Annotated in this window: 28 protein-coding genes, 1 tRNA gene and 1 riboswitch; of the genes, 7 read left to right on the plus strand and 22 right to left on the minus strand. The window is 59.4% G+C overall.

Going from position 1 to position 25,344, the window contains the following annotated elements; all coding sequences use genetic code 11:
* Positions 1–16 precede the first annotated feature (16 nt).
* A riboswitch (cobalamin riboswitch) is annotated at positions 17–230 on the plus strand.
* A 71-nt stretch (positions 231–301) separates the two neighbouring features.
* Complete coding sequence (locus V6N02_RS11210; RefSeq protein ID WP_371225669.1) at positions 302–979, plus strand: energy-coupling factor ABC transporter permease; 678 nt, start codon at positions 302–304, stop codon at positions 977–979.
* Between the two features lie 64 nt (positions 980–1,043).
* The gene (cobF, locus tag V6N02_RS11215) at positions 1,044–1,805 is read left to right on the plus strand and encodes a precorrin-6A synthase (deacetylating) (RefSeq protein ID WP_371225670.1); all 762 of its coding nucleotides are present in this window, start codon (positions 1,044–1,046) and stop codon (positions 1,803–1,805) included.
* A 421-nt stretch (positions 1,806–2,226) separates the two neighbouring features.
* On the opposite strand, the gene V6N02_RS11220 is transcribed toward cobF, so the two are convergent.
* The 3 genes from V6N02_RS11220 to V6N02_RS11230 form a co-directional block, all read right to left on the minus strand.
* A complete protein-coding gene (locus V6N02_RS11220; RefSeq protein WP_371225671.1) occupies positions 2,227–2,964 on the minus strand; it encodes a hypothetical protein in 738 nt (245 codons plus the stop codon).
* Positions 2,965–3,192: 228 nt separating this feature from the next.
* Positions 3,193–3,268, minus strand: a tRNA-Ala gene (locus V6N02_RS11225).
* Between the two features lie 84 nt (positions 3,269–3,352).
* Positions 3,353–3,679 (minus strand): TIGR02300 family protein, encoded by a 327-nt coding sequence (locus V6N02_RS11230; protein ID WP_371225672.1) that lies wholly within the window; start codon positions 3,677–3,679, stop codon positions 3,353–3,355.
* Between the two features lie 113 nt (positions 3,680–3,792).
* Here V6N02_RS11230 and V6N02_RS11235 point away from each other — a divergent pair, with 113 nt between their 5' ends.
* Complete coding sequence (locus V6N02_RS11235; RefSeq protein WP_371225673.1) at positions 3,793–4,485, plus strand: M48 family metallopeptidase; 693 nt, start codon at positions 3,793–3,795, stop codon at positions 4,483–4,485.
* A gap of 31 nt (positions 4,486–4,516) precedes the next feature.
* The gene (locus tag V6N02_RS11240) at positions 4,517–5,164 is read left to right on the plus strand and encodes a GntR family transcriptional regulator (protein ID WP_371225674.1); all 648 of its coding nucleotides are present in this window, start codon (positions 4,517–4,519) and stop codon (positions 5,162–5,164) included.
* A gap of 247 nt (positions 5,165–5,411) precedes the next feature.
* Here the strand turns inward: V6N02_RS11240 and V6N02_RS11245 are convergent, their stop codons facing one another.
* From V6N02_RS11245 to V6N02_RS11255, 3 genes are all read right to left on the minus strand, one after another.
* A complete protein-coding gene (locus V6N02_RS11245) occupies positions 5,412–6,374 on the minus strand; it encodes an acetyl-CoA carboxylase carboxyltransferase subunit alpha (RefSeq protein ID WP_371225675.1) in 963 nt (320 codons plus the stop codon).
* 63 nt (positions 6,375–6,437) lie between these two features.
* Positions 6,438–7,049 (minus strand): hypothetical protein, encoded by a 612-nt coding sequence (locus V6N02_RS11250; RefSeq protein WP_371225676.1) that lies wholly within the window; start codon positions 7,047–7,049, stop codon positions 6,438–6,440.
* Positions 7,050–7,063: 14 nt separating this feature from the next.
* The gene (locus V6N02_RS11255) at positions 7,064–7,666 is read right to left on the minus strand and encodes a LysE family translocator (protein WP_371225677.1); all 603 of its coding nucleotides are present in this window, start codon (positions 7,664–7,666) and stop codon (positions 7,064–7,066) included.
* Between the two features lie 82 nt (positions 7,667–7,748).
* Here V6N02_RS11255 and V6N02_RS11260 point away from each other — a divergent pair, with 82 nt between their 5' ends.
* On the plus strand, positions 7,749–8,192 hold the full coding sequence (locus V6N02_RS11260) for an Lrp/AsnC family transcriptional regulator (protein WP_371225678.1): 444 nt from the start codon (positions 7,749–7,751) through the stop codon (positions 8,190–8,192).
* Positions 8,193–8,343: 151 nt separating this feature from the next.
* Here V6N02_RS11260 and V6N02_RS11265 read toward each other — a convergent pair whose 3' ends face one another.
* The 3 genes from V6N02_RS11265 to V6N02_RS11275 are packed head-to-tail and all read right to left on the minus strand — an operon-like array spanning position 8,344 to position 10,936.
* Positions 8,344–9,303 (minus strand): KpsF/GutQ family sugar-phosphate isomerase, encoded by a 960-nt coding sequence (locus tag V6N02_RS11265; protein WP_371225679.1) that lies wholly within the window; start codon positions 9,301–9,303, stop codon positions 8,344–8,346.
* A gap of 57 nt (positions 9,304–9,360) precedes the next feature.
* Positions 9,361–10,266 (minus strand): oxygen-dependent tRNA uridine(34) hydroxylase TrhO, encoded by a 906-nt coding sequence (trhO, locus tag V6N02_RS11270; RefSeq protein ID WP_371225680.1) that lies wholly within the window; start codon positions 10,264–10,266, stop codon positions 9,361–9,363.
* 43 nt (positions 10,267–10,309) lie between these two features.
* The gene (locus V6N02_RS11275; RefSeq protein ID WP_371225681.1) at positions 10,310–10,936 is read right to left on the minus strand and encodes a glutathione S-transferase family protein; all 627 of its coding nucleotides are present in this window, start codon (positions 10,934–10,936) and stop codon (positions 10,310–10,312) included.
* 137 nt (positions 10,937–11,073) lie between these two features.
* On the opposite strand from V6N02_RS11275, the gene pncA reads away from it, so the two are divergent.
* Positions 11,074–11,670 (plus strand): bifunctional nicotinamidase/pyrazinamidase, encoded by a 597-nt coding sequence (gene pncA / locus V6N02_RS11280; RefSeq protein WP_371225682.1) that lies wholly within the window; start codon positions 11,074–11,076, stop codon positions 11,668–11,670.
* A 59-nt stretch (positions 11,671–11,729) separates the two neighbouring features.
* Positions 11,730–13,022: a nicotinate phosphoribosyltransferase gene (gene pncB / locus V6N02_RS11285; protein WP_371225846.1), complete on the plus strand. Its 1,293-nt coding sequence runs from the start codon at positions 11,730–11,732 to the stop codon at positions 13,020–13,022.
* Between the two features lie 219 nt (positions 13,023–13,241).
* On the opposite strand, the gene V6N02_RS11290 is transcribed toward pncB, so the two are convergent.
* The 13 genes from V6N02_RS11290 to V6N02_RS11350 all read right to left on the minus strand — a co-directional run bounded on the left by V6N02_RS11290 (position 13,242) and on the right by V6N02_RS11350 (position 25,160).
* Entirely contained in the window at positions 13,242–14,219 is a 978-nt protein-coding gene (locus tag V6N02_RS11290) for an ABC transporter ATP-binding protein (protein ID WP_371225683.1), read from the minus strand.
* Complete coding sequence (locus tag V6N02_RS11295) at positions 14,216–15,187, minus strand: ABC transporter ATP-binding protein (protein WP_371225684.1); 972 nt, start codon at positions 15,185–15,187, stop codon at positions 14,216–14,218. The genes V6N02_RS11290 and V6N02_RS11295 overlap by 4 nt, the downstream gene beginning before the upstream one ends.
* Positions 15,188–15,191: 4 nt before the next feature.
* The gene (locus V6N02_RS11300; RefSeq protein ID WP_371225685.1) at positions 15,192–16,088 is read right to left on the minus strand and encodes an ABC transporter permease subunit; all 897 of its coding nucleotides are present in this window, start codon (positions 16,086–16,088) and stop codon (positions 15,192–15,194) included.
* Positions 16,088–17,095 (minus strand): ABC transporter permease subunit, encoded by a 1,008-nt coding sequence (locus V6N02_RS11305; protein WP_371225686.1) that lies wholly within the window; start codon positions 17,093–17,095, stop codon positions 16,088–16,090. Before V6N02_RS11305 ends, V6N02_RS11300 begins: the two co-directional genes overlap by 1 nt.
* Positions 17,095–18,192, minus strand: a complete 1,098-nt coding sequence (locus tag V6N02_RS11310) for a M24 family metallopeptidase (RefSeq protein WP_371225687.1) — start codon at positions 18,190–18,192, stop codon at positions 17,095–17,097. The genes V6N02_RS11305 and V6N02_RS11310 overlap by 1 nt, the downstream gene beginning before the upstream one ends.
* A gap of 55 nt (positions 18,193–18,247) precedes the next feature.
* Positions 18,248–19,840, minus strand: coding sequence for an ABC transporter substrate-binding protein (locus V6N02_RS11315; protein WP_371225688.1), 1,593 nt, complete (start codon positions 19,838–19,840; stop codon positions 18,248–18,250).
* Positions 19,841–20,243: 403 nt separating this feature from the next.
* Positions 20,244–20,513 (minus strand): hypothetical protein, encoded by a 270-nt coding sequence (locus V6N02_RS11320; RefSeq protein ID WP_371225689.1) that lies wholly within the window; start codon positions 20,511–20,513, stop codon positions 20,244–20,246.
* Positions 20,510–21,115 (minus strand): glycerol-3-phosphate 1-O-acyltransferase PlsY, encoded by a 606-nt coding sequence (plsY, locus tag V6N02_RS11325; protein ID WP_371225690.1) that lies wholly within the window; start codon positions 21,113–21,115, stop codon positions 20,510–20,512. Before plsY ends, V6N02_RS11320 begins: the two co-directional genes overlap by 4 nt.
* Positions 21,115–22,389, minus strand: a complete 1,275-nt coding sequence (pyrC, locus tag V6N02_RS11330; RefSeq protein WP_371225691.1) for a dihydroorotase — start codon at positions 22,387–22,389, stop codon at positions 21,115–21,117. The genes plsY and pyrC overlap by 1 nt, the downstream gene beginning before the upstream one ends.
* A gap of 44 nt (positions 22,390–22,433) precedes the next feature.
* Entirely contained in the window at positions 22,434–22,889 is a 456-nt protein-coding gene (locus V6N02_RS11335) for a hypothetical protein (RefSeq protein WP_371225692.1), read from the minus strand.
* Entirely contained in the window at positions 22,886–23,404 is a 519-nt protein-coding gene (locus V6N02_RS11340) for a hypothetical protein (protein ID WP_371225693.1), read from the minus strand. Before V6N02_RS11340 ends, V6N02_RS11335 begins: the two co-directional genes overlap by 4 nt.
* On the minus strand, positions 23,401–24,357 hold the full coding sequence (locus V6N02_RS11345) for an aspartate carbamoyltransferase catalytic subunit (RefSeq protein WP_371225694.1): 957 nt from the start codon (positions 24,355–24,357) through the stop codon (positions 23,401–23,403). The genes V6N02_RS11340 and V6N02_RS11345 overlap by 4 nt, the downstream gene beginning before the upstream one ends.
* Positions 24,358–24,425: 68 nt before the next feature.
* The gene (locus V6N02_RS11350) at positions 24,426–25,160 is read right to left on the minus strand and encodes a hypothetical protein (RefSeq protein WP_371225695.1); all 735 of its coding nucleotides are present in this window, start codon (positions 25,158–25,160) and stop codon (positions 24,426–24,428) included.
* Positions 25,161–25,344: the final 184 nt, after the last annotated feature.

The raw sequence follows: 25,344 nt of genomic DNA on the forward strand, positions 1-25,344 counted from the left end.
AGACCAAGCCTTCACGTGACACGCAATTATTGACGGTCCCCAAAACGGCGCAAAGCGTCCGGGGTAAAAGGGAACACGGTGCGGTTTAGCCATCAGGCGCCAAATCCGTGACTGCCCCCGCAACTGTAAGCGGTGAGCGACCCGCAAAGCCACTGGGCGTCCAAGCCCGGGAAGGCGCGGCAAGCAGCGACCCGCAAAGTCAGGAGACCTGCCGTCAGGGGCATGTGCCCCACCAAACCGGTCCAAATTGGGCCATCTTCATAACCAAAGCCGTCGGGGAAGACGGCAAGGAGACAGTGAAATGCATATTGAACCCGGAATCGTAGACGGCGCGAAAATCGTGCTTTCTTATGCCACAGCCGCCGCCGCAGGTGGTGTTGCCGCCAAGGCCGCTTTTGACATGGTGCGCGAAAACGGCGCGCTGGCCTTTGCAGGCCGCGCGGCGATTGCCACCGCTCTGACCTTCATCTTTTTCGAGGTGCTGCCGCACTATCCCGTCGGCGTTAGCGAAGTCCACTTCATCCTCGGCTCAACCCTGTTCCTGCTGCTGGGCGCCGCACCGGCGGCGTTTGGCCTGGCCCTGGGCCTGTTGGCGCAAGGTCTGCTGTTCGCGCCGTTCGACCTGCCGCAATATTTCATCAACGTCACTACGCTTCTTGTGCCGCTGTGGCTGGTGCGTGAAATCGCCAATCGCATCATTGCGCCCAACACCGCATACGTGGACCTGAAATACAGCCAGGCTCTGGCGCTCTCGACCGCCTATCAGGGCGGCGTTGTGGCCTGGGTAGGGTTCTGGGCCTTCTACGGCCAAGGCTTGGGTGCCGAGACCATGACATCGGTTCTGACCTTCGGGGCGGCCTATATGCTGGTGATCATCATCGAGCCGATTGCGGACCTCGCTGTCCTGGCCGGAGCCAAGGCAGCCCGCGGGATGACGGGCGGCGCATTGTTCAATGCGCGGCTGCATCAGGCGGCCTGATCCTGTTTAAATCCAAGCGCGGCCTCTGGTTTGGGGGCCGCGTTTTTGTTTCCGGAACCCTGCTATGTATCTCCTTTCTCTGGTTGGTATCGGCACTGGCAACCCCCAGCACCTGACGTTGCAGGCGGTTGATGCACTCAATGCGTGCGATCTGATTCTGATCCCCCGCAAAGGTGCAGACAAAGAAGACCTGGCCGAGGCACGTCGGCAGATTTGCGCAAACGTCCTGCGCCCGGAGGGACCGCAGATTGCCGAGTTTGACCTGCCAGTGCGCGATCCCGATACCCCGGATTACCATGACCGGGTCAAAGACTGGCATGATGCCATCGCCGCAGTCTGGCATCGTGAGATATTGGCGGGGTTGCCCAATGGAGGACGGATTGGATTCCTCGTCTGGGGAGATCCGTCGCTCTATGACAGTACGCTGCGCATTGCCGAGCGCCTGAAAGGGCAGATGGAACTGCGGGTCGAGGTCATCCCAGGCGTTACCTCTATTCAAGCGCTGACCGCAGGGCACGTCATCCCGCTCAACACGATCGGTGGCCCAGTGACCATCAGCACAGGCCGCCAGCTGCGCGACAAGGGCTGGCCAGAGGGCTGTAGCACACTCGTCATCATGCTGGACGGTGGGTGCGCCTTCCAAACCCTGGCCGACGGAGAGTTTGACATCTGGTGGTCTGCCTATGCTGGCATGCCACAGGAAATCCGCTTGTCCGGCGCGTTGGACCAGATATCAGACGAGATCCTCAAAACGCGGGCAGAGGCGCGTACCCGGAACGGATGGATCATGGATATCTACCTCCTGCGGCGACGCGGCCCCCGGTAGTCGGACCAGCATAAGCCTCCCCATCTGAACTGGTCCTGCAGGATCTGGCTGGCTCCCTGGTCGATCGGCTTTTTTGTTAGGGACTAACGCCGTCTCCGCGATCTACACGGTGGACCACGATATCTGGACAGGTAAGCAGCTTTGCCAGAAAAAGATAGCCTATCTGTCAACAAGGAAAAACGCTGCCATAGGGGCAAACTTTAGCCACTGTGGAGTACCACATAGTTTGACCCTCGGGCACCTGCTAACCCATTGATTTGTAGTCACCCAAAATCTGAATGACGCACCTGATTGACCTTTTTTGACAGATAGATTGACCCCTGAGCGCGGTTTCATCGAAACCAGCCGTTCAAAGTGTCGTTATCGAGGTCCGGTTTGCGGGACACAGCCGCCTTTCGCTATAAACCAACCAACGGCTGCTTCATTTACGCAATCCAGTTAGAAAGCGCTCGACCTTCTGCATCATCGTTGGCTTAGATGGGCCGGAAGACCAACCACCGCCGTTCTCGAAGACCTGTTCTTGCCATGTGGACGGTTTTTGCCGCCATGAACCACGACGAGCGGCAAATTCCATGCCGTCCCAGTCCATGAACCAGACATCTTCGGACAAGTGGAATGTGCAGAGATCGTCAGACCAGATGTAACGGCTTCTTACCGTTTCACCGACTTCGGCTACTCGTCGATTCTTTTTCAAGCTGTCCGGTGTAATGCGGCGATATCTGTCGCCCACGCTCATGATAGTCTCGCGGAGAACGCAGGTGACAAGGGATTCCTGCAAGGGCACGCCGACGTCCGTCCACTCCTCAACACGACCTTCAAGAACGGCGTCACCCATGGCGTAAGTCATTGTGTCCGCAGGGTCATCACAGGCGGCAACGACAAAGACACCCTGATTTTCATGACAGAAGACTGTGAAGCCATCTTTGGACTTCAATTCATCAATCGGAACAATGTGATCTTGGCATGAAAGCGGCAAATTGTTTGAATCCGGATGTACAAAATTAGATTTTCGCAGTGTTAGCGCACCAAAGCGACGGTAAAAGTCTCTCAAAATCGGGTTCGGCCACTCGGGAACGGTGCTTTCGGGAACGCCTAGTTCGGATTGAGGGACTTCATACCAGTCAGCAAGTAATTCTTGAAGTTGCTCAAAATTTTTCATCGCCAAAACAACTCCCAAGCTACTCTAACTTCTACTTCGCCGACCTTCGCCGTGGTTCAGAAAGATTGCAATATGGGCCCCTGTCCAAGCTTTCGCCGCATGCTGTTCGAAGGTCTGTTTCACCCGAAAGGGTCAGGGCTTCTGCCTGAAAAAGGCAATCTATGTGGCCATAAGGGTCAAAGCGCTAGCCATAGGGGCAAACTATGTGTCACGTAAGATCAGGAAAAATGGTGGAGCCTAGGGGGATCGAACCCCTGACCTCTTGCATGCCATGCAAGCGCTCTCCCAGCTGAGCTAAGGCCCCAAACCGATGGGCCATCAGGCCCGATGCCGCTCATTAGGCAAAGCGGCGGGCGGGATCAAGTGGAAAATCCCGCCTTAGACAGTATCAGTTGTCATCGTCATCCGCGGCGACATCGGCAATCTCGTCCAGCGAGACATTGTCGTCGTCGTCATCTTCCAGAACGTCATCGCCCAGATCGACATCGACGTCATCATCATCCAGCACATCATCGCCGTCAGTCTCGACATCCGTGGCTTTCATCTTCTTGGTCTCGGCATCTTCCGCATCCGCCGTGATGGTGCGGCTCTTGCCGGTGTTCAACTCCACGACCTCACCCGTGTAGGGGCTGACGATCGGGTCTTTGTTGAGGTCGTAGAACCGCTTGCCTGTGGTTGGGCAAAGGCGCTTTACGCCCCATTCTTCCTTGGGCATGGGAACTCCCTTTCAAATCTCATGTCTTGCCGTGGGTCTGCGCCACCTGCCATAACGCCACAGAGGTGTCAAAGGCTTTCAGGGCCGCACACGAACCACAGATCAGAGGCGATATGGGCCAACACGTCCTTCCAGGCAACCCCCCTTTGCAGATAACCCTGCGCCAATCGTCGCGGGCACGGCGGATTTCGCTGCGTGTATCGGGTGTTGACGGCAAGGTGACCCTGACCATTCCGCGCGGCGTGGAGGAACGTGAGGCCCTGAATTTCGCCAGCGAGAAAGAAGGCTGGTTGCGCACGCAACTGACCCGTCAACCGGATAAGGTGCAGATAAGCATCGGTGCGCAGATCGAAGTGGACGGGCAGGTTTTGCGAATCGTTGCCGGCAGCGGGCGGGGTTTGCGCATCGAGGGTGATCAACTGATCGTGTCCGGCCGGGCCGAGACCTTGCCGGCCCGTGTGCAAGCCTGGTTGAAAACGCGGGCGCGGGATCGGCTGGCGGCGGCGTCGGATCACTATGCCGCGCAGGTTGGCCGCTCGTATGCGCGCCTGACCTTGCGCGATACGCGGTCCCGCTGGGGGTCTTGCTCGTCTCAAAAGGGGCTTATGTATTCCTGGCGGCTGATCATGGCCCCGCCCGAGGTGTTGGACTATGTCGCCGCACATGAAGTGGCGCATCTGGTGGAAATGAACCACTCGCCCGCCTTCTGGGCCGTGGTGGAACGGCTCTATCCAAACTACCACGCGCCGCGCCAATGGCTGCGTCAGAATGGGGCCGCACTGCACCGCTATCGCTTCAACGATTGACGTGGCGCCGTTTTGTGATCACAAAGAGCCCATGCTTTTATCCATGCGCCCAGATCCGTCACCGTCTGCCCATGATACCGTCTATCGGGGCTTGCGCGGTCGGATCATGCATGGCGAGATTGCCCCCGGTCAGGCCCTGACCCTGCGTGGCGTGGCAGCTGAGTTTGGCGTCTCGATGACGCCCGCGCGCGAGGCTGTGCGACGCCTCTCGGCGGAAGGTGCCCTGACCCTGTCCAGCACCGGGCGGGTCAGTACCCCCGAGTTGACCAGTGAACGGATCGAGGAACTGGCCGCCTTGCGATCCCTGATCGAGGTGGAACTGGCCAGCCGCGCCCTGCCCCGCGCGCATATCGCCTTGATTGACCGGTTGCAAAGCATCAATGCCCGGATCACCGAGGACATCGCCCGCCATGATGCCGTGGGCTATATCGGGCGCAATCTGGAGTTTCACCGCGCGCTTTACCTGCGCGCCCAGGCCCCGGCGATGCTGGCCATGGCAGAAACGGTCTGGCTACAGCTTGGGCCTACCATGCGCGCCCTATATGGTAGGTTAGAACGCAAAGATCCGCCGCACTATCACCGCCTGATTATCGGCGCGTTGAAAGCGGGGGACGAGCCGGGATTGCGGCTAGCGGTGCGCTCGGACGTCACCCAGGGGTTGAAGATGCTGGTGCGGTAAGGAAGGTTCGCTTTGAGTCCTTGCGGTCATTGACCTAAGCCGCGCGATGGCCAGACCGCGGGATGGCGATCAAACCGTTCCGCGATGCACTTTATGGCAGCCAAATCCGCAAAAGATCACCGCATCGTACCAAGCCTTACAAAATCTCCAGCCCTTGCGGGCGGTCTGGCGATCACGCTGCGGCCTGCGGCCTTGAGTCCGCGCGGGGATGCCCGCTTCGTCCACAAAGCCAGCTTTGTCTAAGTTGTCAGGCAGCCAGCCCCTGATCACCCATTTTCAGAAACTTCTCGCGACGATCCTTGATCAGCTTCTTGCGGCTTTTGCCGTCCAGATCTTCCAGCATCGCGCTGATCGCTTCGCCGACGGCCGCGATGGCCATATCGGGATCGCGATGCGCCCCACCCATGGGCTCGTTGATGATGTGATCCGCCACGCCCAACTGGATCAGGTCCGGCGCAGTCAGGCGCAGCGCCTCGGCGGCCTCGCGCATCTTCTCAGCATCCTTCCAAAGGATCGACGCGCAACCCTCGGGGCTGATCACCGAATAGACCGAGTGTTCCAGCATCGCGACACGGTTGGCCGAGGCAAAGGCCACGGCCCCGCCGGACCCACCTTCGCCGATGATCACGCTGACCAGGGGAACGCCAATCGACAGACATTTCTCGGTTGAGCGCGCAATCGCCTCGGACTGGCCTCGTTCTTCAGCGCCCTTGCCCGGATAGGCACCGGGCGTGTCCACCAACGTGACCACCGGCAGGTTGAACCGGTCGGCCAGATCCATCAGGCGGATCGCCTTGCGATAGCCTTCGGGACGGGCCATGCCGAAATTGCGCTCAATCCGGCTTTGGGTATCGTTGCCTTTTTCATGGCCGATCACCACCACGGGGCGGTCATTCAAACGCGCCAACCCACCCATGACAGACAGGTCATCGGCGAAGTTCCGGTCGCCTGCCAGCGGCGTGTAGTCGGTGAACAACTGTTCAATGTAGTCTTTGCAATGCGGGCGTTCGGGGTGGCGCGCGACCTGGCATTTGCGCCAGGGGGTCAGCCCTTTGTAGAGGTCCTTAAGAAGATCTGCGGCCTTGCGATCCAGCGCGCCGGCCTCGTCCTCGACATCCATCTCTTCATTGGTGCGCGCCATCGCCCGCAATTCTTCGGCCTTGCCTTCGATTTCGGCCAAAGGTTTCTCGAAGTCGAGATAATGGGTCATGCTCCGCTCCGTTTCATACCGCTTGGATATATGGCGCGTTGTGCGCGGGTTTGCAATCTTAACTCAGCCGAGCGCAGCACGAAGGGCCAATTCCGGCGAGGCCAGCACCGGAACGTCCAGATCGGCCAAAAGGGCCGCGGCCCCGACCATCGACGCCTGTGCCAGCACCACGCAACCGACGCTGCCCATCTGTGCCACCACCTGCCGGATTTCACCGGCAATGGCGATGTGGAACGCCTCGTGCATGTCAGCCTGGAACAGCGGCCAAAGGGCGCGCATGGGCAGTGGATGCACCACTTCTTTGCGCCCTGCTGCTTTCAGCTCGCCCTCCAATAAATCAAGGCTGGGCCCATAGGTGCTGTCAACGCAATAGGCCATCACAATCGGCCCGCCGATGCGCGCCGCCCTGGCCATCATCGGCTGGTCAATCCGGGTGGCCCCGAACGCGGTCGCCACCGGACCCAGCGTGGTGCAGGTGCAGATTACCGGGCCGTTGGCGGCTTTGATCGTGTCGGTGATCTCGGCCTTCAAAGCATCATCAATCCCCGTTTGCGCCCGCGCCAGCCAGTCGGACCGCACCAGATGGGTCAGGGCCTGATCCGGCGCGATCCGATCCCGCAGGGTGTCAAATGTGGTGCGATGCACCTCAGCGGTGTGCAGCAAAGTCAGAGTCATGAACTATGGTTCCGTTAGGATCCCACGGGCCATAACACGGGGATCAGGGTGGCCACCAGAAGCAGCGCCATGACGCCGTTGAATATCCGTAGCCGCGTCGGGCTGTTCAGAAAGCGGCGCATTTGTTGGCCCAGCACCGTCCAACTGGTGGTGCTGATGCTGGAGACCCCCAGATAGGCAACCGCCACCAGAAGAACCGAGAACACATCGCGACCGGTGGCATAAAGCGTGACCGCCGAAAGCACCATGGTCCAGGCCTTCGGGTTGACCCACTGGAACGCCACGGCCTGTAAAAACGACAGTGGTTTACCCTGTTCCTGTGCTGTCTTGGGCGGAGCGGCATTGGCGATTTTCCAAGCCAGATAAAGCAGGTAGGTGACGCTGAGCACTTTGAGAACCGTATAGGTCGCCGGCCAAGCATCAAAGACTTGCATGATGCCGATCCCCACGAGGATCACCATGAACGGCATGCCCAAAGCGATTCCGAACATGTGTGGAATGGTGCGGCGGAACCCGAAATTGGCCCCCGAGGCCATCAGCATCAGGTTGTTCGGTCCCGGTGTGATCACCGTGATGAAGGCGAAGGCGACAAGCGCTGTAAAAATATCCCAAGTCATGGCGCAACCCTATGCGGGGTTGTACGCATTTGAATTGCGAATTATTGATATAGATGAATTATCTTAACAATGTATCGGCAATATGGACCAAATAAACGACAATATATTGCGTGAGCTTGGACGTGACGGTCGGATCAGCAATCTTGACTTGGCAGATCGCGTGGGCCTGTCACCTTCGGCCTGTCTGCGCCGGGTGCAGGATTTGGAACGGCGCGGGGTGATCAAGGGCTATCGCGCGGTGCTGGACAAGTCCGCGATGGGCGTTGGATTTGTCGCCTATGCGGCGGTTGGGCTGAACTCGCACACCAAGGCCAGCCAGGAGGCATTTGAGCGCGCCATGACCATCGCCCCTGAGGTGGTCGAGTGCCACAACATCACCGGCACCGTCGAATATCTGGTGCGGATCGAAGTGGAAGGGTTGGCCGCTTACAAATCCTTCCACACGGATGTGATCGGCACGCTGCCGCAGGTGAATTCGATCACATCCTACGTGGTGATGGGATCGCCCAAGGATGAACGGGCGTGATCGAAATGAGTGCTACGCACACTTGATATCTCGTCGTCCTGACGTCCTCCTCGGAGCAATTGGAATGCTGACGCGTAACACAAAACCTCGCAGCTCGTGGCGCGGCTGGATGCCTCCGGCGGGAGTATTGTTGGCAAAGTGAAGATGAAGATCAGGCCAGACCGGTGCGCAGGATGTCGTGGATATGCACGAGGCCCTGAAGGGTTCCATCACCATCCACGGCAAACAAGGCGCTGATCTTGCGTGTGTTCATCACGCCCAAGGCCTCGGACAACAGAGCCTGAGGGGAAATCGTGCTTGGGTCGCGCGTGGCGACTTCACCGGCTTTGCGGGCCATCAGGTCATCCAGATTACGACGCAAATCGCCGTCCGTGATCACGCCAGTCAGTTTGCCATTCTCGATCACGGCGGCCACGCCAAAGCCCTTGGCAGTCATTTCCAACAAGGTCTCGCTCATCGGGGTGGCCTGGTGCACGACGGGCAGGTCATCGCCTTTGTGCATCACGGCTGAGACCGTCAACAACTGCGCGCCCAGACTGCCGCCCGGATGGAAGGCGAGGAAGTTCTCGCGCTCGAACCCGCGCAGTTTCATCAGCGCCACGGCCAGCGCATCGCCCATCGCAACCGCGCAGGTGGTCGAGGTGGTGGGCGCCATGCCAATACCGCAAGCCTCGGGTGCATCCGGCAGGTCCAGCACGTAATCGGCCTGCCGACCCAAGGTGCCCTCGGGCTTTTTGGTCATCGCCACCAGCGGGATGGCAAAACGTTTGGCATGGGCGATGATATCAGCCAGCTCTTTGGTCTCACCCGAGTTCGAGATCAGGATCAGCGCGTCGGCCTGCGTGATCATGCCCAGATCCCCATGGCTGGCCTCGCCCGGGTGGACATATTGCGCCGGGGTGCCGGTACTGGCCATGGTGGCCGCGATCTTGGCCGCCACATGGCCCGATTTGCCCATGCCCGAGACCACAACGCGGCCCTGCACATCCAAAAGCCGCTCGACCGCGTCATCGAAATCCTTGGGCAGCTCGGCGCGCATCTGGCCAAGTGCATCGCTTTCAATGCGCAGCACGTCGCGGGCAATATCGCTGGGGTTTGGGGCGTCGCTCATCAGGCACTCCGGGTCGGTTGGATTGGTGATAGCCTGACTTGCGGGCAAGGCCAAGGCTCAGAGAAAGCCCATATGGCGTTCGCCACGTTGCTCGGACAAGGCAATCTGTTTCTGACGCTCGCGAAAGCGGCCCTTGTCGTCCTCTGACGTCTCGTCAATGCACTGGTGGCAGGACACACCATGTTCGTACTCGGGGCGGTCCATATCGGCGGGCAGGATCGGGCGGCGGCAGGCATAGCACAGCGCGTGCGGGCCTTCCTTAAGCCCGTGACTGACCGAGACGCGGCCATCGAAGACAAAGCAATCGCCCTGCCAGGTGCTGTTCGCTTCAGGCACCTCTTCGAGATATTTCAGAATGCCGCCTTTCAGGTGATAGACATCCTCCACCCCCTGCCCCAGCAGATAATTGGTGGATTTCTCGCAGCGGATGCCGCCGGTACAGAACATCGCGATGCGTTTGTTGTGAAAGCGATGTTTGTTCTCTTCCCACCACGCCGGGAAGTCCCGGAAGCCGGCAGTTTCAGGATCAACCGCGCCTTCAAACGTACCGATGGCGACTTCGTAATCGTTGCGGGTGTCGATCACGGCCACATCCGGGCTTTGGATCAACGCATTCCAATCGGCAGGGTCAACATAATGGCCCACGGAAGCGCGCGGATCGACATTGGGTTGACCCATTGTCACGATCTCTTTTTTCAGGCGCACTTTCATACGGCGAAAGGGTTGTTCGGCGCTTTCGCTTTCTTTCCATTCCAGATCTGCACAGCCCGGCAAGGCGCGGATATGGGCCAAGACGGCGTCGATGCCCGCACGTGGCCCGGCAATCGTGCCGTTGATCCCCTCATGCGCCAGCAGAAGAGAGCCCGAGATGCCCTGATTACAGCACAGCTGTGCCAGCGGCTTTTGGATGGCCTCTAGATCGTCGAAGCGGGTGAAATGATAGAGGGCAGCGATGGTAAACATGTCGGCGGATTTAGGCGTTTGACGAGGACGGTGCAAGCCCTTGCTATTCCGTGTTGAGCGCGACCACCTCTTCCAGACCGGGGTGCGTGGCGAGGGCCTGCGCCAGGCGCGCCACGGCCGGGCTGGATGATTGCACCAGTTCTGGATCAAGCCAGGTTGTGAGCGTCCAGGCAAGATAATCGACATTATAGGGCTGATCGCCAAACAAGAACGGGCCCTTGGCAATAGCATCGCCAAACAGGGCCAGATGGCGAGAGATATAGGATTTCGCGGCGGATTGCACGGCGGGCACGCTGGCGGAATCATCGGTGTAGCGGTCGGTGTAGAAATAGCGCAGTACGGCCTCGTAAACATTGGCGTGCAGGAAGGCGAGCCAGCGATCATGCTGTGCACGGGCGGAACTGCCCGGTGCCGGGGCGAGGCCGCTTTCGGGGAACGCATCGGCAAAGTGGTTCAGGATCGCAGGCACCTCGGTGATGATCGACCCATCGGGATGCATGACAGCGGGCACCTGACCACGGGGGTTGATCGTCCTGAATTCGACCGTTTCCAGCGCACCGTTTTCTGCGTCCAGATCGTGAAAGGTGAAGGGGATGTTAGCCGCGACAAGGGCCACTTCGATGGCAGCTGATCCGCTTTCGCGATAGCCGTAAACTGTGTAATCCGCCATGTGTCTCCCCTTTGCCTGATCCAACTGTCCCGGCGACGCTAGGCCTCTTGCCGACACAGATCAAGAGAGGGCGGTTGGCATTGACGCGGGCGTGGGGGCTGCCTACTCCTGTGGAAAGCCACAAGGAGTAAGAGCCGATGACCCAGGCGCTGATCGTCATTGATGTGCAAAATGATTTCTGCCCGGGCGGCGCGCTGGCCGTGGCGGGCGGAGATGAAATCGTACCGGGCATCAACACCCGGATGGACGCGTTTGCTGCTGTGATCCTGACGCAGGATTGGCATCCGGCAGGGCATTCATCCTTCGCGTCCTCCCATCCCGGCAAGGCCGCGATGGAGATGATCGAGATGCCCTATGGCCCGCAGGTTTTGTGGCCGGATCACTGCATTCAGGGCAGCGATGGATCGGCATTTCACGCAGGCCTTAACACCTCCCGCGCCGATATGATCGTGCGCAAGGGATACAACCCCGCGATCGACAGCTATTCGGCGTTTTTCGAGAACGATCACGAAACCCCGACCGGCCTGCACGGCTATCTGCGCGAACGCGGGATCACGACGCTGACCATGGTCGGCCTTGCCACCGATTTCTGCGTCAATTACTCGGCTGTCGATGCGGCCAAACTGGGCTATGACGTCACCGTTGACCTTGGCCTGTGCCGCGCGATTGATTTTGATGGCTCGCTGAACGCTGCCAAACAAGGCATGCGAGGCGCGGGCGTTACCCTGCTCTAGGCCTTGCACTTGGGCCTCGCCCTCCCCTAACCTGCCCTGCGCAACAGCATCGGAGCTGCATCTTGGACATCGCCACCCGCGTTCATAATCACAAATGGAAGATCGACCCGATTGTGCGGTCCCTGATCGACACGGATTTCTATAAACTCCTGATGTGTCAGTCTATTTTCCGAAACAAGCCGGACACGCAGGTGCGGTTTTCGCTGATCAACCGCTCAAAACACATCCGTCTGGCCGAGTTGGTGGACGAGGGTGAGTTGCGCGAACAGCTGGATCATATCCGCTCGCTGTCACTGACCCGGGGGGAAAGCACATGGATGCGCGGCAACACGTTTTACGGCAAACGCCAGATGTTCACGCCCGAATTCATGGACTGGTTCGAGGCGCTGCGCCTGCCGCCTTACGAATTGGAAAAATGCGATGGGCAGTATGAACTGACGTTTGAAGGGTCTTGGCCCGAGGTGATGCTGTGGGAAATCCCGGCGCTTGCCGTGCTGATGGAACTGCGGTCGCGCGCGGTGCTGCACGGTATGAAGAAATTCGAACTGCAGGTGCTTTATGCCCGCGCCATGACCCGCGTCTGGGAAAAGGTAGAACGCCTACGCGGCATCGACGGGTTGCGCATCGCCGATTTCGGCACGCGGCGGCGGCATTCCTTCCTGTGGCAGGACTGGTGCGTGCAGGCCATGGGCGAAGGTCTGGGCGAGACCTTCGTAGGCACCTCGAACTGCCTGATTGCCAAGAACCGCGATCTTGAGGCGATCGGCACCAACGCCCATGAACTGCCGATGGTTTATGCCGCCCTGGCCAAGGATGACGCCGAACTGGCCCGTGCACCCTATGAGGTCTTAAGCGACTGGCACGAAGAGCATGACGGCAACCTGCGCGTCATCCTGCCGGACACTTACGGCACGAAGGGATTTCTGGACAACGCGCCTGACTGGCTGGCCGGGTGGACCGGCATCCGCATCGACTCGGGCGACCCGGCAACCGGCGCGGAAATCGCAATCGACTGGTGGAAAGCCCGTGGCGAAGACCCCAGCGAAAAGCTGGTGATCTTCTCGGACGGGCTGGACGCGGACAAGATTATCGCGCTGCACCAACAGTTCTCCGGCCGGGTGAAAGTCTCGTTCGGCTGGGGCACCCTGCTGACAAACGATTTCCGCGGCCTGACCAAGGACGACGCCCTGCTGCCCTTCTCCCTCGTCTGCAAAGCCGTCGCGGCGGACGGCAAACCCACCGTCAAACTGTCCGACAACCCCAACAAAGCCATGGGCCCGGTTGAGGAAGTGGAACGCTATAAGCGGGTGTTCGGGGTTGGAGAGCAGGAGACGATGGAAGTGGTGGTTTAGCCCGACCCATCGGCAGACCGTGGGGTGGCCCCCCTGCGTCGATTGCAGAGCAATCGACTTTCAGTCAACGAACGATGGGCCGGGCGCCTGCGGTGTTGTTAAACGGCCTGAGGCAGGCTCAAACCTTTAGACAATTGAGCGCCGTTTTATGTCACGCGCCTGCCAGCATGAGGTTTTCCACAAGTGGACAGTAAACTGATTGCCCGAAACCCCAATCAATCAACTCGTCTGATTAACGCTCACCCCTTCCGGGTAAAAACACGCCACTTCCTGTGACACGCCGGCCAGTTCGGGACGTTGGGCGCGGCAGCGGTCTTGCACTTTCCAGCAGCGCGGCGCGAAGGCGCAGCCGTCGGGGACGTTCAGCGGGGAGGGCAATTCGCCTTCCAGCTTGATGCGGTGCTTCTCGGCAGTGGGATCGGCCACGGGCGTGGCGGAGAGCAGCGCGCGGGTATAGGGATGCAGGGGGTTGGCGGTGACCTCTTCAATCGGGCCGGCCTCGACCGGGCGGCCCAAATACATCACGATGATATCGTCGGCCATATGTTTGACCACAGACAGGTCGTGCGAGATGAACAGATAGGCCAGCCCCAACCGTTCCTGCAGATCGACCAGAAGGTTCAAAATCTGCGACTGGATCGACAGATCGAGCGCCGACACCGGCTCGTCCAGAACCAGCACCTCGGGTTCCAGCATCAGGGCGCGGGCCACGGCGATCCGCTGACGCTGTCCACCCGAAAACATATGCGGGTAGCGGTCGTAATGTTCGGGGCGCAGACCGACCAGTTCCAGCATTTCGCGGGCCTTGGCCTCGATCGCCTCACGCCCCAGATCCGGCTGGTTGATGCGCAGCGGCTCTTCCAGAATGGTGCCGATGCGGTGGCGCGGGTTCAGACTGCCATATGGATCCTGAAAGATGATCTGAACGGAGGAACGCAGTTCGTCCCATGTATCCGGCACGGCCTCGGTTCCGCCAATGCTGAGCGTCCCGGCGGTGGGTTCCTCGATCAGGGTGATCAGCCGCGCGAGGGTGGATTTCCCGCAGCCAGATTCACCCACAATGGCAAGGGTTTTGCCAGGGGTCAGGGTGAAGCTTGCCTCGGACAGGGCCTTGACCACTTTCGGTTTGGCCAGAAAGCCGCCCCTGACATCGTAGTGGCGCGACAGGCCGGTGGCTGTAACGATTGGATCGCTCATGCGTCTACCTCGGCAGCAAGGGGATAATGGCAGCGGGCAAAGCCCAATTCCCGTGATTGTGGTTTGGGCGGCGTCTTGCGGCACTTGTCATCGGCAAACCGGCACCGGGGTGAGAACAGACACCCCTGGGGGCGGTCAAACTGTCCGGGCACAACGCCGGGAATGGTGGGCAGATGCTTGTCCGTCGCCCGCTCGGGCAGCGCATCCAGCAGGGCCGCCGTATAGGGATGGTGCGGGGTCTGGAACAAGCCGACCACCGGCTGTTCCTCGACCTTCTGACCGGCATATTGCACGCTGACCCGCTCGGCCGTTTCGGCGACCACGCCCATATCGTGGGTGATCAGGATCAGCGCCATATCGCGGTCTTTCTGAAGGCCCGTCAGCAGGTCAAGGATCTGCGCCTGAATGGTCACGTCCAGAGCTGTCGTGGGTTCATCCGCGATCAAAAGGCGGGGATTACAGGCGATGGACATGGCGATCATCACCCGCTGGTTCATGCCGCCCGACAATTGGTGCGGGAAAACGTTGAGACGGCTTTCGGGGTCGGGGATGCCGACCTGATCCAGCAGCTCAACTGCCCGCCTGTGGCGCTGCGCCCCCGACAGCCCCATATGTTGACGGATCATTTCCTTGATCTGGAAACCGACCGTGAAACAGGGGTTCAGTGACGACATCGGCTCCTGAAAGATCATCGCGATGTCGCGGCCAACCAGTTTGCGTCGCGCCTTTTTGTTCAGCGTGCGCAGATCGCGACCGTCAAACTCCAGCACATCGGCCGTGATCGTGGCGGTCCAGGGCAGCAGGCCCATCATTGCCAGCATCGAGACCGATTTACCCGACCCGCTTTCGCCGACGATGGCCGTGATGTCACCTGCATCGACACTGAGGTCGACACCGTCCACCGCGCGGAATTGCCCGCCTGAGGTGGAAAAGTCGACCGAGAGATTTCTGATTTCCAATAATGCCATGTCGTCAGCTTCTCTTCAGTTTCGGATCAAGCGCGTCGCGCAGGCCATCACCCATCAGGTTGATCGCCAGCACCGTGATCAGGATCGCAAGGCCGGGCAGTGTCACCACCCACCACGCGCGCAGGATAAATTCGCGCGCCTCGGCCAGCATTGTGCCCCATTCCGGTGTGGGCGGTTGCGCCCCCATGCCAAGGAAGCCCAGCGCCGCCACATCAAGGATCGCGGTAGAAAAGGACAACGCCGCTTGTACTATGATCGGGGCCATGCAATTGGGCAGCACGGTCTTGACCATCCGGTGCGGCAGGCTGGCCCCAGCCACGCGCGCCGAGGTCACATAGTCTTTGGAGCGTTCCGACAGCACGGCGGCCCGCGTCAGGCGCACATAATGAGGCTGCAAAACGATGGCGATGGCCAGCATCGCGTTGGTTAGGGACGGCCCCAGAATGGCCACCAGGACCAGTGCCAGAAGCAGCGAGGGGAAGGACAGGATGATGTCCATAATCCGCATGATGATCGTGTCGACCCACTTCGGGGCGAACCCGGCCAGCAGACCCACGGTGATCCCGCCAATCGAGGCAACCGTGACCACCACAAGTCCAACTAGGAATGAGAACCGCGCGCCATGCAGCAGGCGCGACAGCATATCCCGGCCTAAAGGATCGGTGCCCAGCAGAAAGTCGGTGCTGCCGCCTTCCTGCCAGAACGGGGGGACAAGCGTGTATTCGCGGAACTGTTCGGTCGGGCTGTAGGGGGCCAGAAGATCGGCCCCGGCAGCCATGATCACGAAGGCGAAAAAGACGTAAAGGCCGATCACAGCGCCGCGGTTTTCGCTGAAGTAGTACCAGAATTCGCGCAGACGGCCCGGGCGGGCCTCGGTTGTGTTTTGGGTTGCGTCGCTCATCATTGCTTCCTGACTTTGGGGTTGATGAGGCCGTAGAGAACATCGACCGTCAGATTGACCAGCATCACGATCAGGGCGATCATCATCAACCCGCCCTGCACCACCGGATAGTCGCGCCGTGAAATGCTATCGACCATCCATTTGCCGATACCCGGCCAGCTGAAGATCGTCTCGGTCAGGATGGCCCCGGCCAGCAATGTGCCCACCGACAGCCCGATCACCGTGATGACCGGGATCAGCGCGTTGCGCAACGCATGCAGCCCGTTGATCCGCCCGGGACTGAGGCCCTTGGCGCGGGCCGTACGGATGTAATCTTCGCTCAAAACCTCAAGCATGGCCGAACGGGTCTGCCGCGCGATCACCGCAAGCGGGATGGTACCCAGCACAATGGTTGGCAGGATCAGGTGGCGGACGGCAGATTTAAACGCACCCTCCTGCCCACTGAGCAGGCTGTCGATCAGCATGAAGCCGGTGACATCATCGAAAAAATAGAGAAGTTCGATCCGCCCCGACACCGGCGTCCAGCCCAGATTGCCGCTGAACACGATGATCAGCAACAAGGCCCACCAGAAGATCGGCATCGAATAACCCACAAGCGCCGCGGACATCAGCGTGCGGTCAAAAAACTTGCCCCGGTTCACCGCCGCAATAACGCCTGCAGGCAGACCCAAAGCAATCGCTAGGATCATTGCACAGATCGACAGCTCCAAAGTGGCTGGAAACAAAGCAAAGAACTCGTCCCAGACGGGTCGTTTGGTGACAAAGCTGTTGCCCAGATCGCCTTGCAATACACCGGCAAGGTAATCCCAGTATTGCGTCAGGATCGGGCGATCAAAACCCAACTCGGCCTGCAAGGCGTCATAGCGTTCCTGGCTCATGCCGCGTTCGCCCGCCATCACGATAATCGGATCGCCCGGCAACACCCGGATGAAGGCGAAAGAGATCAGCGTCACGCCAATAAACGTTGGCAAAAACGTCACCAATCGCGCCAGCAAATATCTCAGCATCAGGCTGCTCCCACTATCATCAGATCTTTTGGAAATGTCGTCAGGTTACGTGCGCCGGTTTCGGTCACCAGCACATCATCTTCGATGCGTACGCCAAACTTGCCCAGCGCATACAGCCCCGGTTCGTTGGTGTAAACCGTACCGGCAGGCAGCACCTGATGGTTACCGCGCATAATGTAGGGCGCTTCATGCACCTCGCGACCCAGACCATGGCCGGTCTTGGTGCGAATGCGATCGGCATAAGGGCTCGCTTCCAACACGGCAGTGACGGTATCATCTATCTCATGGGCGCTTACGCCTGCGCGTGTCACCGCGTGGCCGGCCTGATTGGCGCGCAGCACGGTGTCATAAACTTCGGCGCCTTCATCCGTGGCGTGTCCGACAAAGACGGTACGGGTGATATCGGCGCAAAAGCCGTGTTTCTTTGCCCCAAAATCAAACAGAAGAGCATCACCCGGCTGCACCGGTACGTCACGGGCATGGGCATGGGGCCGGGCAGAGTTGTCGCCCGCCGCCACGATGGGAGCAAACGACAGATCATCCGCACCTTCCGCAAAAAGCATCTGGATCAACAGGGCTTCGATCTCTTTCTCGGTCTGGCCGACGCGGACGCGTTTCAGAACCGTGTCCAGTGCGCGTTCGGAAACGGCGATCGCTGCCTCCAGTGCCGCCACATCGACATCCGTCTTGATCATCCGCAGGCCGGAAATGGCCGCTTCGCCATCCACAATCTGCACGTCAGGCAATGCGGTCTTTAGCGCGTGATGCACAAAGACCCGCATCACCTGTCCTTCAACCGCGATTCTGCGCAGGGGCATCTCGGCGGCCAATGCCTCAAATGCGGGTTGGTATCCATCCTGATCGCGCCAGTCATAGACGGCACCGTCAAAACCCACCTGCGCCCAAGAGCCAAGCTCAAGATTGGGTACAATCGCGGCGGGTGCGCCCTTTGCGGGCACGATCAGCACAAACGGGCGTTCGTGGCTCATAAAGGCCTGCCCGATGCTGCGGGTAAAATTCGGTCCTGGCACCAGCGCAACGGCATCGACCCCAAGGGCCTTGGCGACGCCGCGCAGGTCGCTAAATCTGTCTGACATTTCTGTCCCCAAAAAGAACCGGGGCCGCCCCAATAGGCAGCCCCGGTCACATCGCTTATTCAGTCAATGTCACACCATAGAAGATGTGGCCACCCAGCGGATGCACCTTATAGCCCTCAACTTCGGGGCGGGTAGGCATATAGACCACGGAGTGGGCGATGGTGGCCCATGGCGCCTGCTCTTTGAAGACGACCTGCGCCTGCTCATAAAGCTCGGTGCGTTTGGCCTGATCTGTCTCGACCTTGGCGGCCTTGATCAGTTCATCAAAGGGTTCATGGCACCATTGTGCACGGTTCGAGGCTTCAACACCGTCACAGCCCAGCAGGACAGCCAGGAAGTTGTCAGGGTCGCCGTTGTCGCCGGTCCAACCCAGCAGGACCGCACCGTCGCGATCAATCGCCTTGGAGCGGGACAGGTATTCTCCCCATTCATAGGATACGATCTCGACAGTTACGCCGATCTTGGCGAAGTCTTCCTGCATCAGCTCGGCCATGCGCCGCGCGTTGGGGTTATAGGGACGCTGTACCGGCATCGCCCAGATCTTCATGTTGAGACCGCTGACACCTTCGGCTTCCAGCATCGCCATGGCCGCTTCCGGATCGTAAGGATCATCCTCGATGGCGTCGTTGTAGGACCACATCGTCGGCGGGATCGGGTTTTTGGCGATCTGGCCGGAACCCTGGAAGACCACGTCGATGATCGCCTGCTTGTCGATCGCCATGTTCAGCGCCTTGCGCACCTTCGGATTGTCGAAGGGGGCCATCTGCGTGTTGTAGCCCAGGTAGCCCACGTTCAGGCCTTCCTGCTCCAGCACGTTGATGCCTTCATCCGCCTGCATCGCGGCCACATCGGCCGGGTTCGGGTAAGGCATGATATGGCATTCACCCGCGCTCAGCTTCTGATAACGCACCGAGGCGTCGGGTGTGATCGCGAAGATCAGGTTTTCCACACCGGCCGGATCGGTCCAGTAGTCGTCGTTCCGGGCATAGCGGATCACGGCGTCTTTCTGATAGGCCACAAAGCTGAACGGACCAGTGCCGATGGGCGCCTGGTTCATCATTTCGGGCGTACCTGCATCCATCATCGCGGCACCATATTCGGCCGACTGGATCGAAGCGAAATCCATTGCCATGTTGGCAACAAACGGCGCTTCGGGGCGGGTCAGGGTGAACTTGACCGTGTAATCGTCGATCTTCTCGATGCTCTTGATCAAATCAGGCATCGACATGCCTTCAAAGTACTCCCACGTGCCACCGGACACTTCGTTATAGGGGTGCGTGTCAAGGCGCTGACGCTCAAAGCTGAAGATCACGTCATCCGCGTTGAAGTCACGGCTGGGGGTGAACATGTCGTTGGAGTGGAACTTCACACCCTGACGCAGCTTGAAGGTGTACTCGGTGCCATCCGCGCTGGCTTCCCAGCTTTCGGCAAGGCCGGGGATCACGTTGGTGGTGCCAGTCTCGAACTCGGTCAGGCGGTTGTAGATCGGGTGAGACGAAGCGTCAAATGTAGTACCGGCAGTGTAAAGCGCCGGGTCAAAGCCCTCGGGCGAGCCTTCCGAGCAATAGACCAGCGTCTGGGCCGACAAGGCCGTGGCGCTTATCGCGCTCAGCAGCATCGCTGCGGCCAGGTTTCGTTTGGTAGACATGTTATCTCTCCTGTCTGTTAGCAAACATATTCAGGTGTCAGCGCGGCCATGGGCCGTCTGCGCTCCCTTATTGGTAAAGGTGTGGTGCGGCGTTGGGGCGTGCTCGGGCCTGTCCGCTATATGTTGGGAATGGGAAATAATCGTCATGCGCTCTGAAGTCGGCCCCTCTGATATCCCCGGCCCAAGAAGGGTCGTTCCATCAAAGGGGGCACAGCCGAAGCCTGCGGCAAACCGGTCAGATCGTCCAGAAGCGATGATACTATATCTCCTATACGGGCACTTAGCATCGGGTGTCCCGGCCCGGTGCGGCCCTTGAGTACAGCACAGCACAGATCAGGCCCCGATTGCAACCGGCAGTTTTAATGCGCACCCGCTGCCCTGACGTCAGGGATCGAAAAAGTCGCTACTTTGTTGGAGTATCTGGCTCCAGATGCAGAACGAAATCGATCACCTTGGCTTCGGGCATCTCACAGGGTTTGAGCCGTGCACCGGATGTCAGCCGATACAGGTTGAGGCTGATGTAATCGCTCCCGCCCAGCTCGTGCGCCACCAGTTTCTGGCTGGCGCCACTGGCAAAATCACTGCGCGTGACAAGGTATCTGCGCCCTTGATATCCCGCCTCGAACGCGCCCGGGGGCAGCACATCAAAAGCGGCCAGAAAGCGGGATATCACTTTTGTCCGATCTTGGGCTCGGTCCCGGCCCTGAGCCGCTTGATATTCTCGCGATGACGCCAGAAGACAAGCAAGGTCAGGGCGATACCGAGAAAGAACAGGGTGGGATAGCCCAGAACCACCATCCAGATCGTGCTGAAAGACGCGGTGAGAATCGCCGCAAAGGAAGATATCCGTGTCGCCACCGCCCCGGTCAGCCAAGTGGCACAACACGCGACCCCCACCGGCCAAGCCAGTGCCAGCATCAGGCCGATGAACGTGGCCACGCCCTTGCCGCCCTTAAAGCCCAGCCAGACCGGATAACAGTGACCCAGAAACGCCATCAATCCGGCCAGTTGCGCGGCATCTTCGCCGGTGATCGCCCGCGCCAGCAGAACCATCGCGCCGCCCTTGGCCCCGTCCAGCAGCACGGTCAATGCCGCCGCTTTCTTGTTGCCGGTGCGCAGCACGTTGGTGGCACCGATATTGCCCGATCCGATCTCGCGCAGGTTGCCCAGGCCCATGGTCTTAGCCAGCACCATGCCAAACGGGATGGACCCGGCCAGATAGCCCAGCACGGCCCAAACGACCAACAGCATCAGCGAGGTTTCGATTTCTGGCATCACTCTGCCTCGTAAACGGCCTGTCCGGCCACGTAAGTTGCCAGCACCTTACCCTGCATGCGCGCCCCGTCAAACGGTGTATTCTTGGATTTGGAACACAGGGCGAACCGATCCAGCACAAAGGGTTTGTCAGGATCAAACAGCACCAGATCGGCAGGGGCGTCCGGGCCAAGCCGCCCGGATTTCAGCCCCAACCTTTTGGCCGGGGTCAATGCCATCGCCCGGAACAGTTGTGGCAGGCTGAGGTCGCCCGAATGATAGAGCCGCATGGCCGCCGGCAGCAACGTCTCAAGCCCGACCGCCCCGCTGGCGGCCTCTTCAAAGGGCAGGCGTTTGCTTTCCTCATCCTGCGGCGTGTGCATTGAACTGATCACGTCAATCAGCCCATCACGCACCGCCGCGATAACCGCCTGCCGATCCTCCTCGGCGCGCAGAGGCGGTTTGACTTTGAAGAAGGTACGATAGTCGGCGACATCCAATTCGTTCAAAGTCAGGTGATGGATGCTGGTGCCGGCCGTAATGTCCAACCCATTGGCCTTGGCCCGTTCCAGCGCAGGCAGGGCCCGTGCGGTCGTGATCTGATCCGCATGATAACGTGCGCCGGTCATTTCCAGCAGGGCGATATCGCGATCCAGACCCATCCGCTCGGCCATGGGCGTCACGGCAGGCAGACCACGCAAGCTCGCAAATTTGCCGCTGGTCGCGGCCGCGCCCGCACTCAACCCTGGGTCCTGCGGGTGGGCCATGACCAGCGCGCCACAGCTGCGCGCATAGGTCAGCGCACGGGAAAACACCTTGGTATTGGCCACCACGTGATCGCAATCGGTGAATGCTACCGCACCTGCATCCATCAGGAAGCCGATCTCGGTCATCTCGCGGCCTTCCCGGCCCTTGGTCAACGCTGCCATCGGCAAAACATTAACCGGCGCGGCCTCATTCGCGCGGCGCCGGGCGAATTCCAATATCTCGGGTGTGTCTGTGGCCGGAAGGGTGTCGGGCCGCGTGACTATCGTGGTGATCCCACCCGCCGCAGCAGCCAATCCGGCCGAGCGATAGCTTTCCTTGTGCCGTTCGCCCGGTTCGCACACCTTCACGCCAATATCGACAATGCCAGGGGCAAGGCATTTTCCCGCGCAATCAATCATGCGCTCGGAATTAGGCGGATCAGCCGTGCCCGTCTCGCGGATCACGCTGTCATCAATCAACAGCCATCCCAGATCATCGGTTTGCGCCTCCGGGTCAATCAACCGGGCATTGGTGAATAGGGTCTTCATTGTGTCACCTCTTGTCGCAGGCAAGTTGACCGAAACCTGTCGCCTTAATCATCAGGCATCCCCTCGGGCTTGGCCGCCAAAATCCGGGCCTTCACAAAATCCTTGTCTGCCAGGTACTTCAGTAAATGCTTGTCCCCACCCCTGGTGACCACCTGCACAGCAGTTCCAAGGCCGCGCACGGAGGCAATGTCGCCCAAGTCCACCGCGCGGGTTTGCGGGCCCAGAAGGCGGCGGTTGGTCAGGTCCCACCGCACTGCCAGTTCGTCAGAGGCCACATAGCCGCCCCGGATCAGGATCGCGGCAAGGCCACCAACCGTCCCGGTCCACAGATGCGGATTGCCAATCAGCCAAAGCACCACCATGCCCCCGGCCATCGCCAGAGCGGCCATCCAGGCGTGATCACGAATGTAGGTTTTACGATCCGCCTGAAAGCTGGTGATCACCTCTTCGCCCTCCTTCAAGGGCGTGCTGGGCGTCATCCGGGAAGACAGTTCATTCATGACGCCGCAATCCAGATCATGATCCCTGTCAGCACAAAGATCACCAGCAGCGCCAAGGTCGCCACCCGCCCCGACATGGCGGCGTCGGAGGGCGCTTTCTTGCCCTGAGGCGTAATCTGGCCCTGCGCGGCGGCATCCGGCAAAGGTTCAAACTGCACCGGTGCGCGCTCTTCCGTATAGGTGCCGATCCAACGCAGGGGCGCTTTGGGTGTCAGAGTGACGGCCTCGCCTGCGAATGCCGCCGACAGGACGATCAGAACATGGCCCTTGAGTGCATCAAGCCGCGCCTTGTCCAACTCGTCCTCGGCGATCCCCAACCCTTCAGTCATATAGCCGGACAGGCCGACTCCCTTGAGATCGCTGACCGGAAACAGTTCGGCATATTGCGGGTCAAGTGAGGTGACGCCCAACGCGGACGCGGGATCGAACTGCTCGATCTCTTCTTCTGGTAGATCGACGGTGAAAACCCGCACGATTCCGCGCTCGGTGGCGTTGATTTCGAACCGCTCGCTCACACCATTACTCCAGCGGCTTCGCGGGCGATGCGTTGGTTACGGGCCAGAAGATCCATCGCCGCCATACGCACGGCCACGCCCATTTCCACCTGTTCCTGAATGACACTGCGATTGATGTCATCGGCGATCTCGCCGTCAATCTCGACACCGCGATTCATAGGGCCAGGATGCATGACGATGGCATCAGGTTTGGCATGGCGCAGCTTGTCCGCGTCCAGCCCATAGCGGTGATAATACTCGCGCTCAGACGGGATGAAGCCGCCATCCATCCGCTCTTTCTGAAGGCGCAGCATCATCACCACGTCGACGTCTTTCAGACCCTCATTCATATCCTCAAACACCTCGACACCAAACTCGTCAATCTGCGAGGGCATCAGGGTTGGCGGGCCGATCAGACGGATGCGGTTTTCCATCTTGCCCAGCAGGATGATGTTCGAGCGCGCAACGCGGGAATGCGCAATATCCCCGCAAATCGCGATGGACAGGCGGTGCAACCGCCCTTTGGCGCGCCGGATGGTCAGCGCGTCCAGCAAGGCCTGTGTGGGGTGTTCGTGCCGCCCATCCCCGGCGTTCAGCACGGCGCAGTTGACCTTTTGCGCCAACAGATCGACCGCGCCGGATTGCGGATGACGCACCACCAGAAGATCGGGGTGCATCGCGTTCAGGGTCAGCGCAGTATCAATCAGCGTCTCGCCCTTTTTGATCGAACTGGCCTGCATCGCCATGTTCATCACATCCGCGCCCAGCCGTTTGCCGGCCAGTTCAAAACTGGCCTGCGTGCGGGTGGAGTTTTCAAAAAACATGTTAATCTGGGTGAGGCCGGCCAACGCATCGGAATGCTTCACGGCACCCCGGTTCAGATCGACATATTGATCGGCCAGATCAAGAATTGCGGAAATATCGGTCTGGGCCAGGGGTTCGATCCCCAGAAGGTGGGAATGTGAATAGCTCATGCCGCCTCCGATCCGGTTTGGGTGCTTATATGTGGGGTCGCGATTGGGGGCAAGTTGATCGAGATGAGTTATCGCAAACTCTCAGATAAACCGTATGGATCACACGCCAACTTGCTGGGCCAATACAAAGATCGAAAACTGCTCTGATAATAAGACCAATAGCGATACTGCGTTTCGTCTCCATACCTGAAAATCAGGGAAACATGCGGCCGACCCCGGTTTTTGTCCAACGTCAAGAAGCTAAGATCTGATCGTCTGGTCGCGCCACGCTTTCGGCTTTCAAGATAGATGCAATATCGCGCATCTTGGGAAACGACCTTAGCGGCTTTCAACACGACTTCGGGATACCAGAAATAGCTCCATACCAGCAGTAGAGGTGTCATTATCGAAAAGACTACCGCCGACAGCCGAACGCCAACAGACTTTGAACCGAGCGCCACGACAGCCGCACAAATACATACTCCTCCAATCAAGAGATGCACCTGCATCGGTCGATCGGACCCTTCTACGAACCAACCGACGCAAATAAAGATGTATACCGTCACAAGGCCGGTCGCGGCGACTGCAAGAAGAAAATCGCAGCCTTCCACGAGTCGACCAAGCGACCCGCGCGCGTCTTTTCGGCGCGCCTGTTGCTCAAGCATGTATCGAACAATGAAGGCAAGATACGTAAGCGAAACAAAAAGCCAGAAGGCCAATAAGAAGATTTCGTAAAAGACACCTCGATCTGACCAATGAACAGGTGGGGTTGCTATGTGTCCATAGAAGATCAGGATCGAAAAGAGCGCGACATAGCGCGACACGAGCCGCCAAGGCAGACATAGTATGCAAATCGCATTTACTGCCAAGAATACTACGAACTCGATTGCCATACTTTGAACTCTTCACCAATCATTTCGCCACTTAACCGCGTTGATGTGCACAATACCTGTGTAAGATGCGCAGTTTGCGTGCAGGTTGGGATAGATCAGCGTTGCTTTTACTCTT

It is taken from the genome of Roseovarius conchicola (assembly GCF_041403425.1).
Classification (GTDB): Bacteria; Pseudomonadota; Alphaproteobacteria; order Rhodobacterales; family Rhodobacteraceae; genus Roseovarius; species Roseovarius conchicola.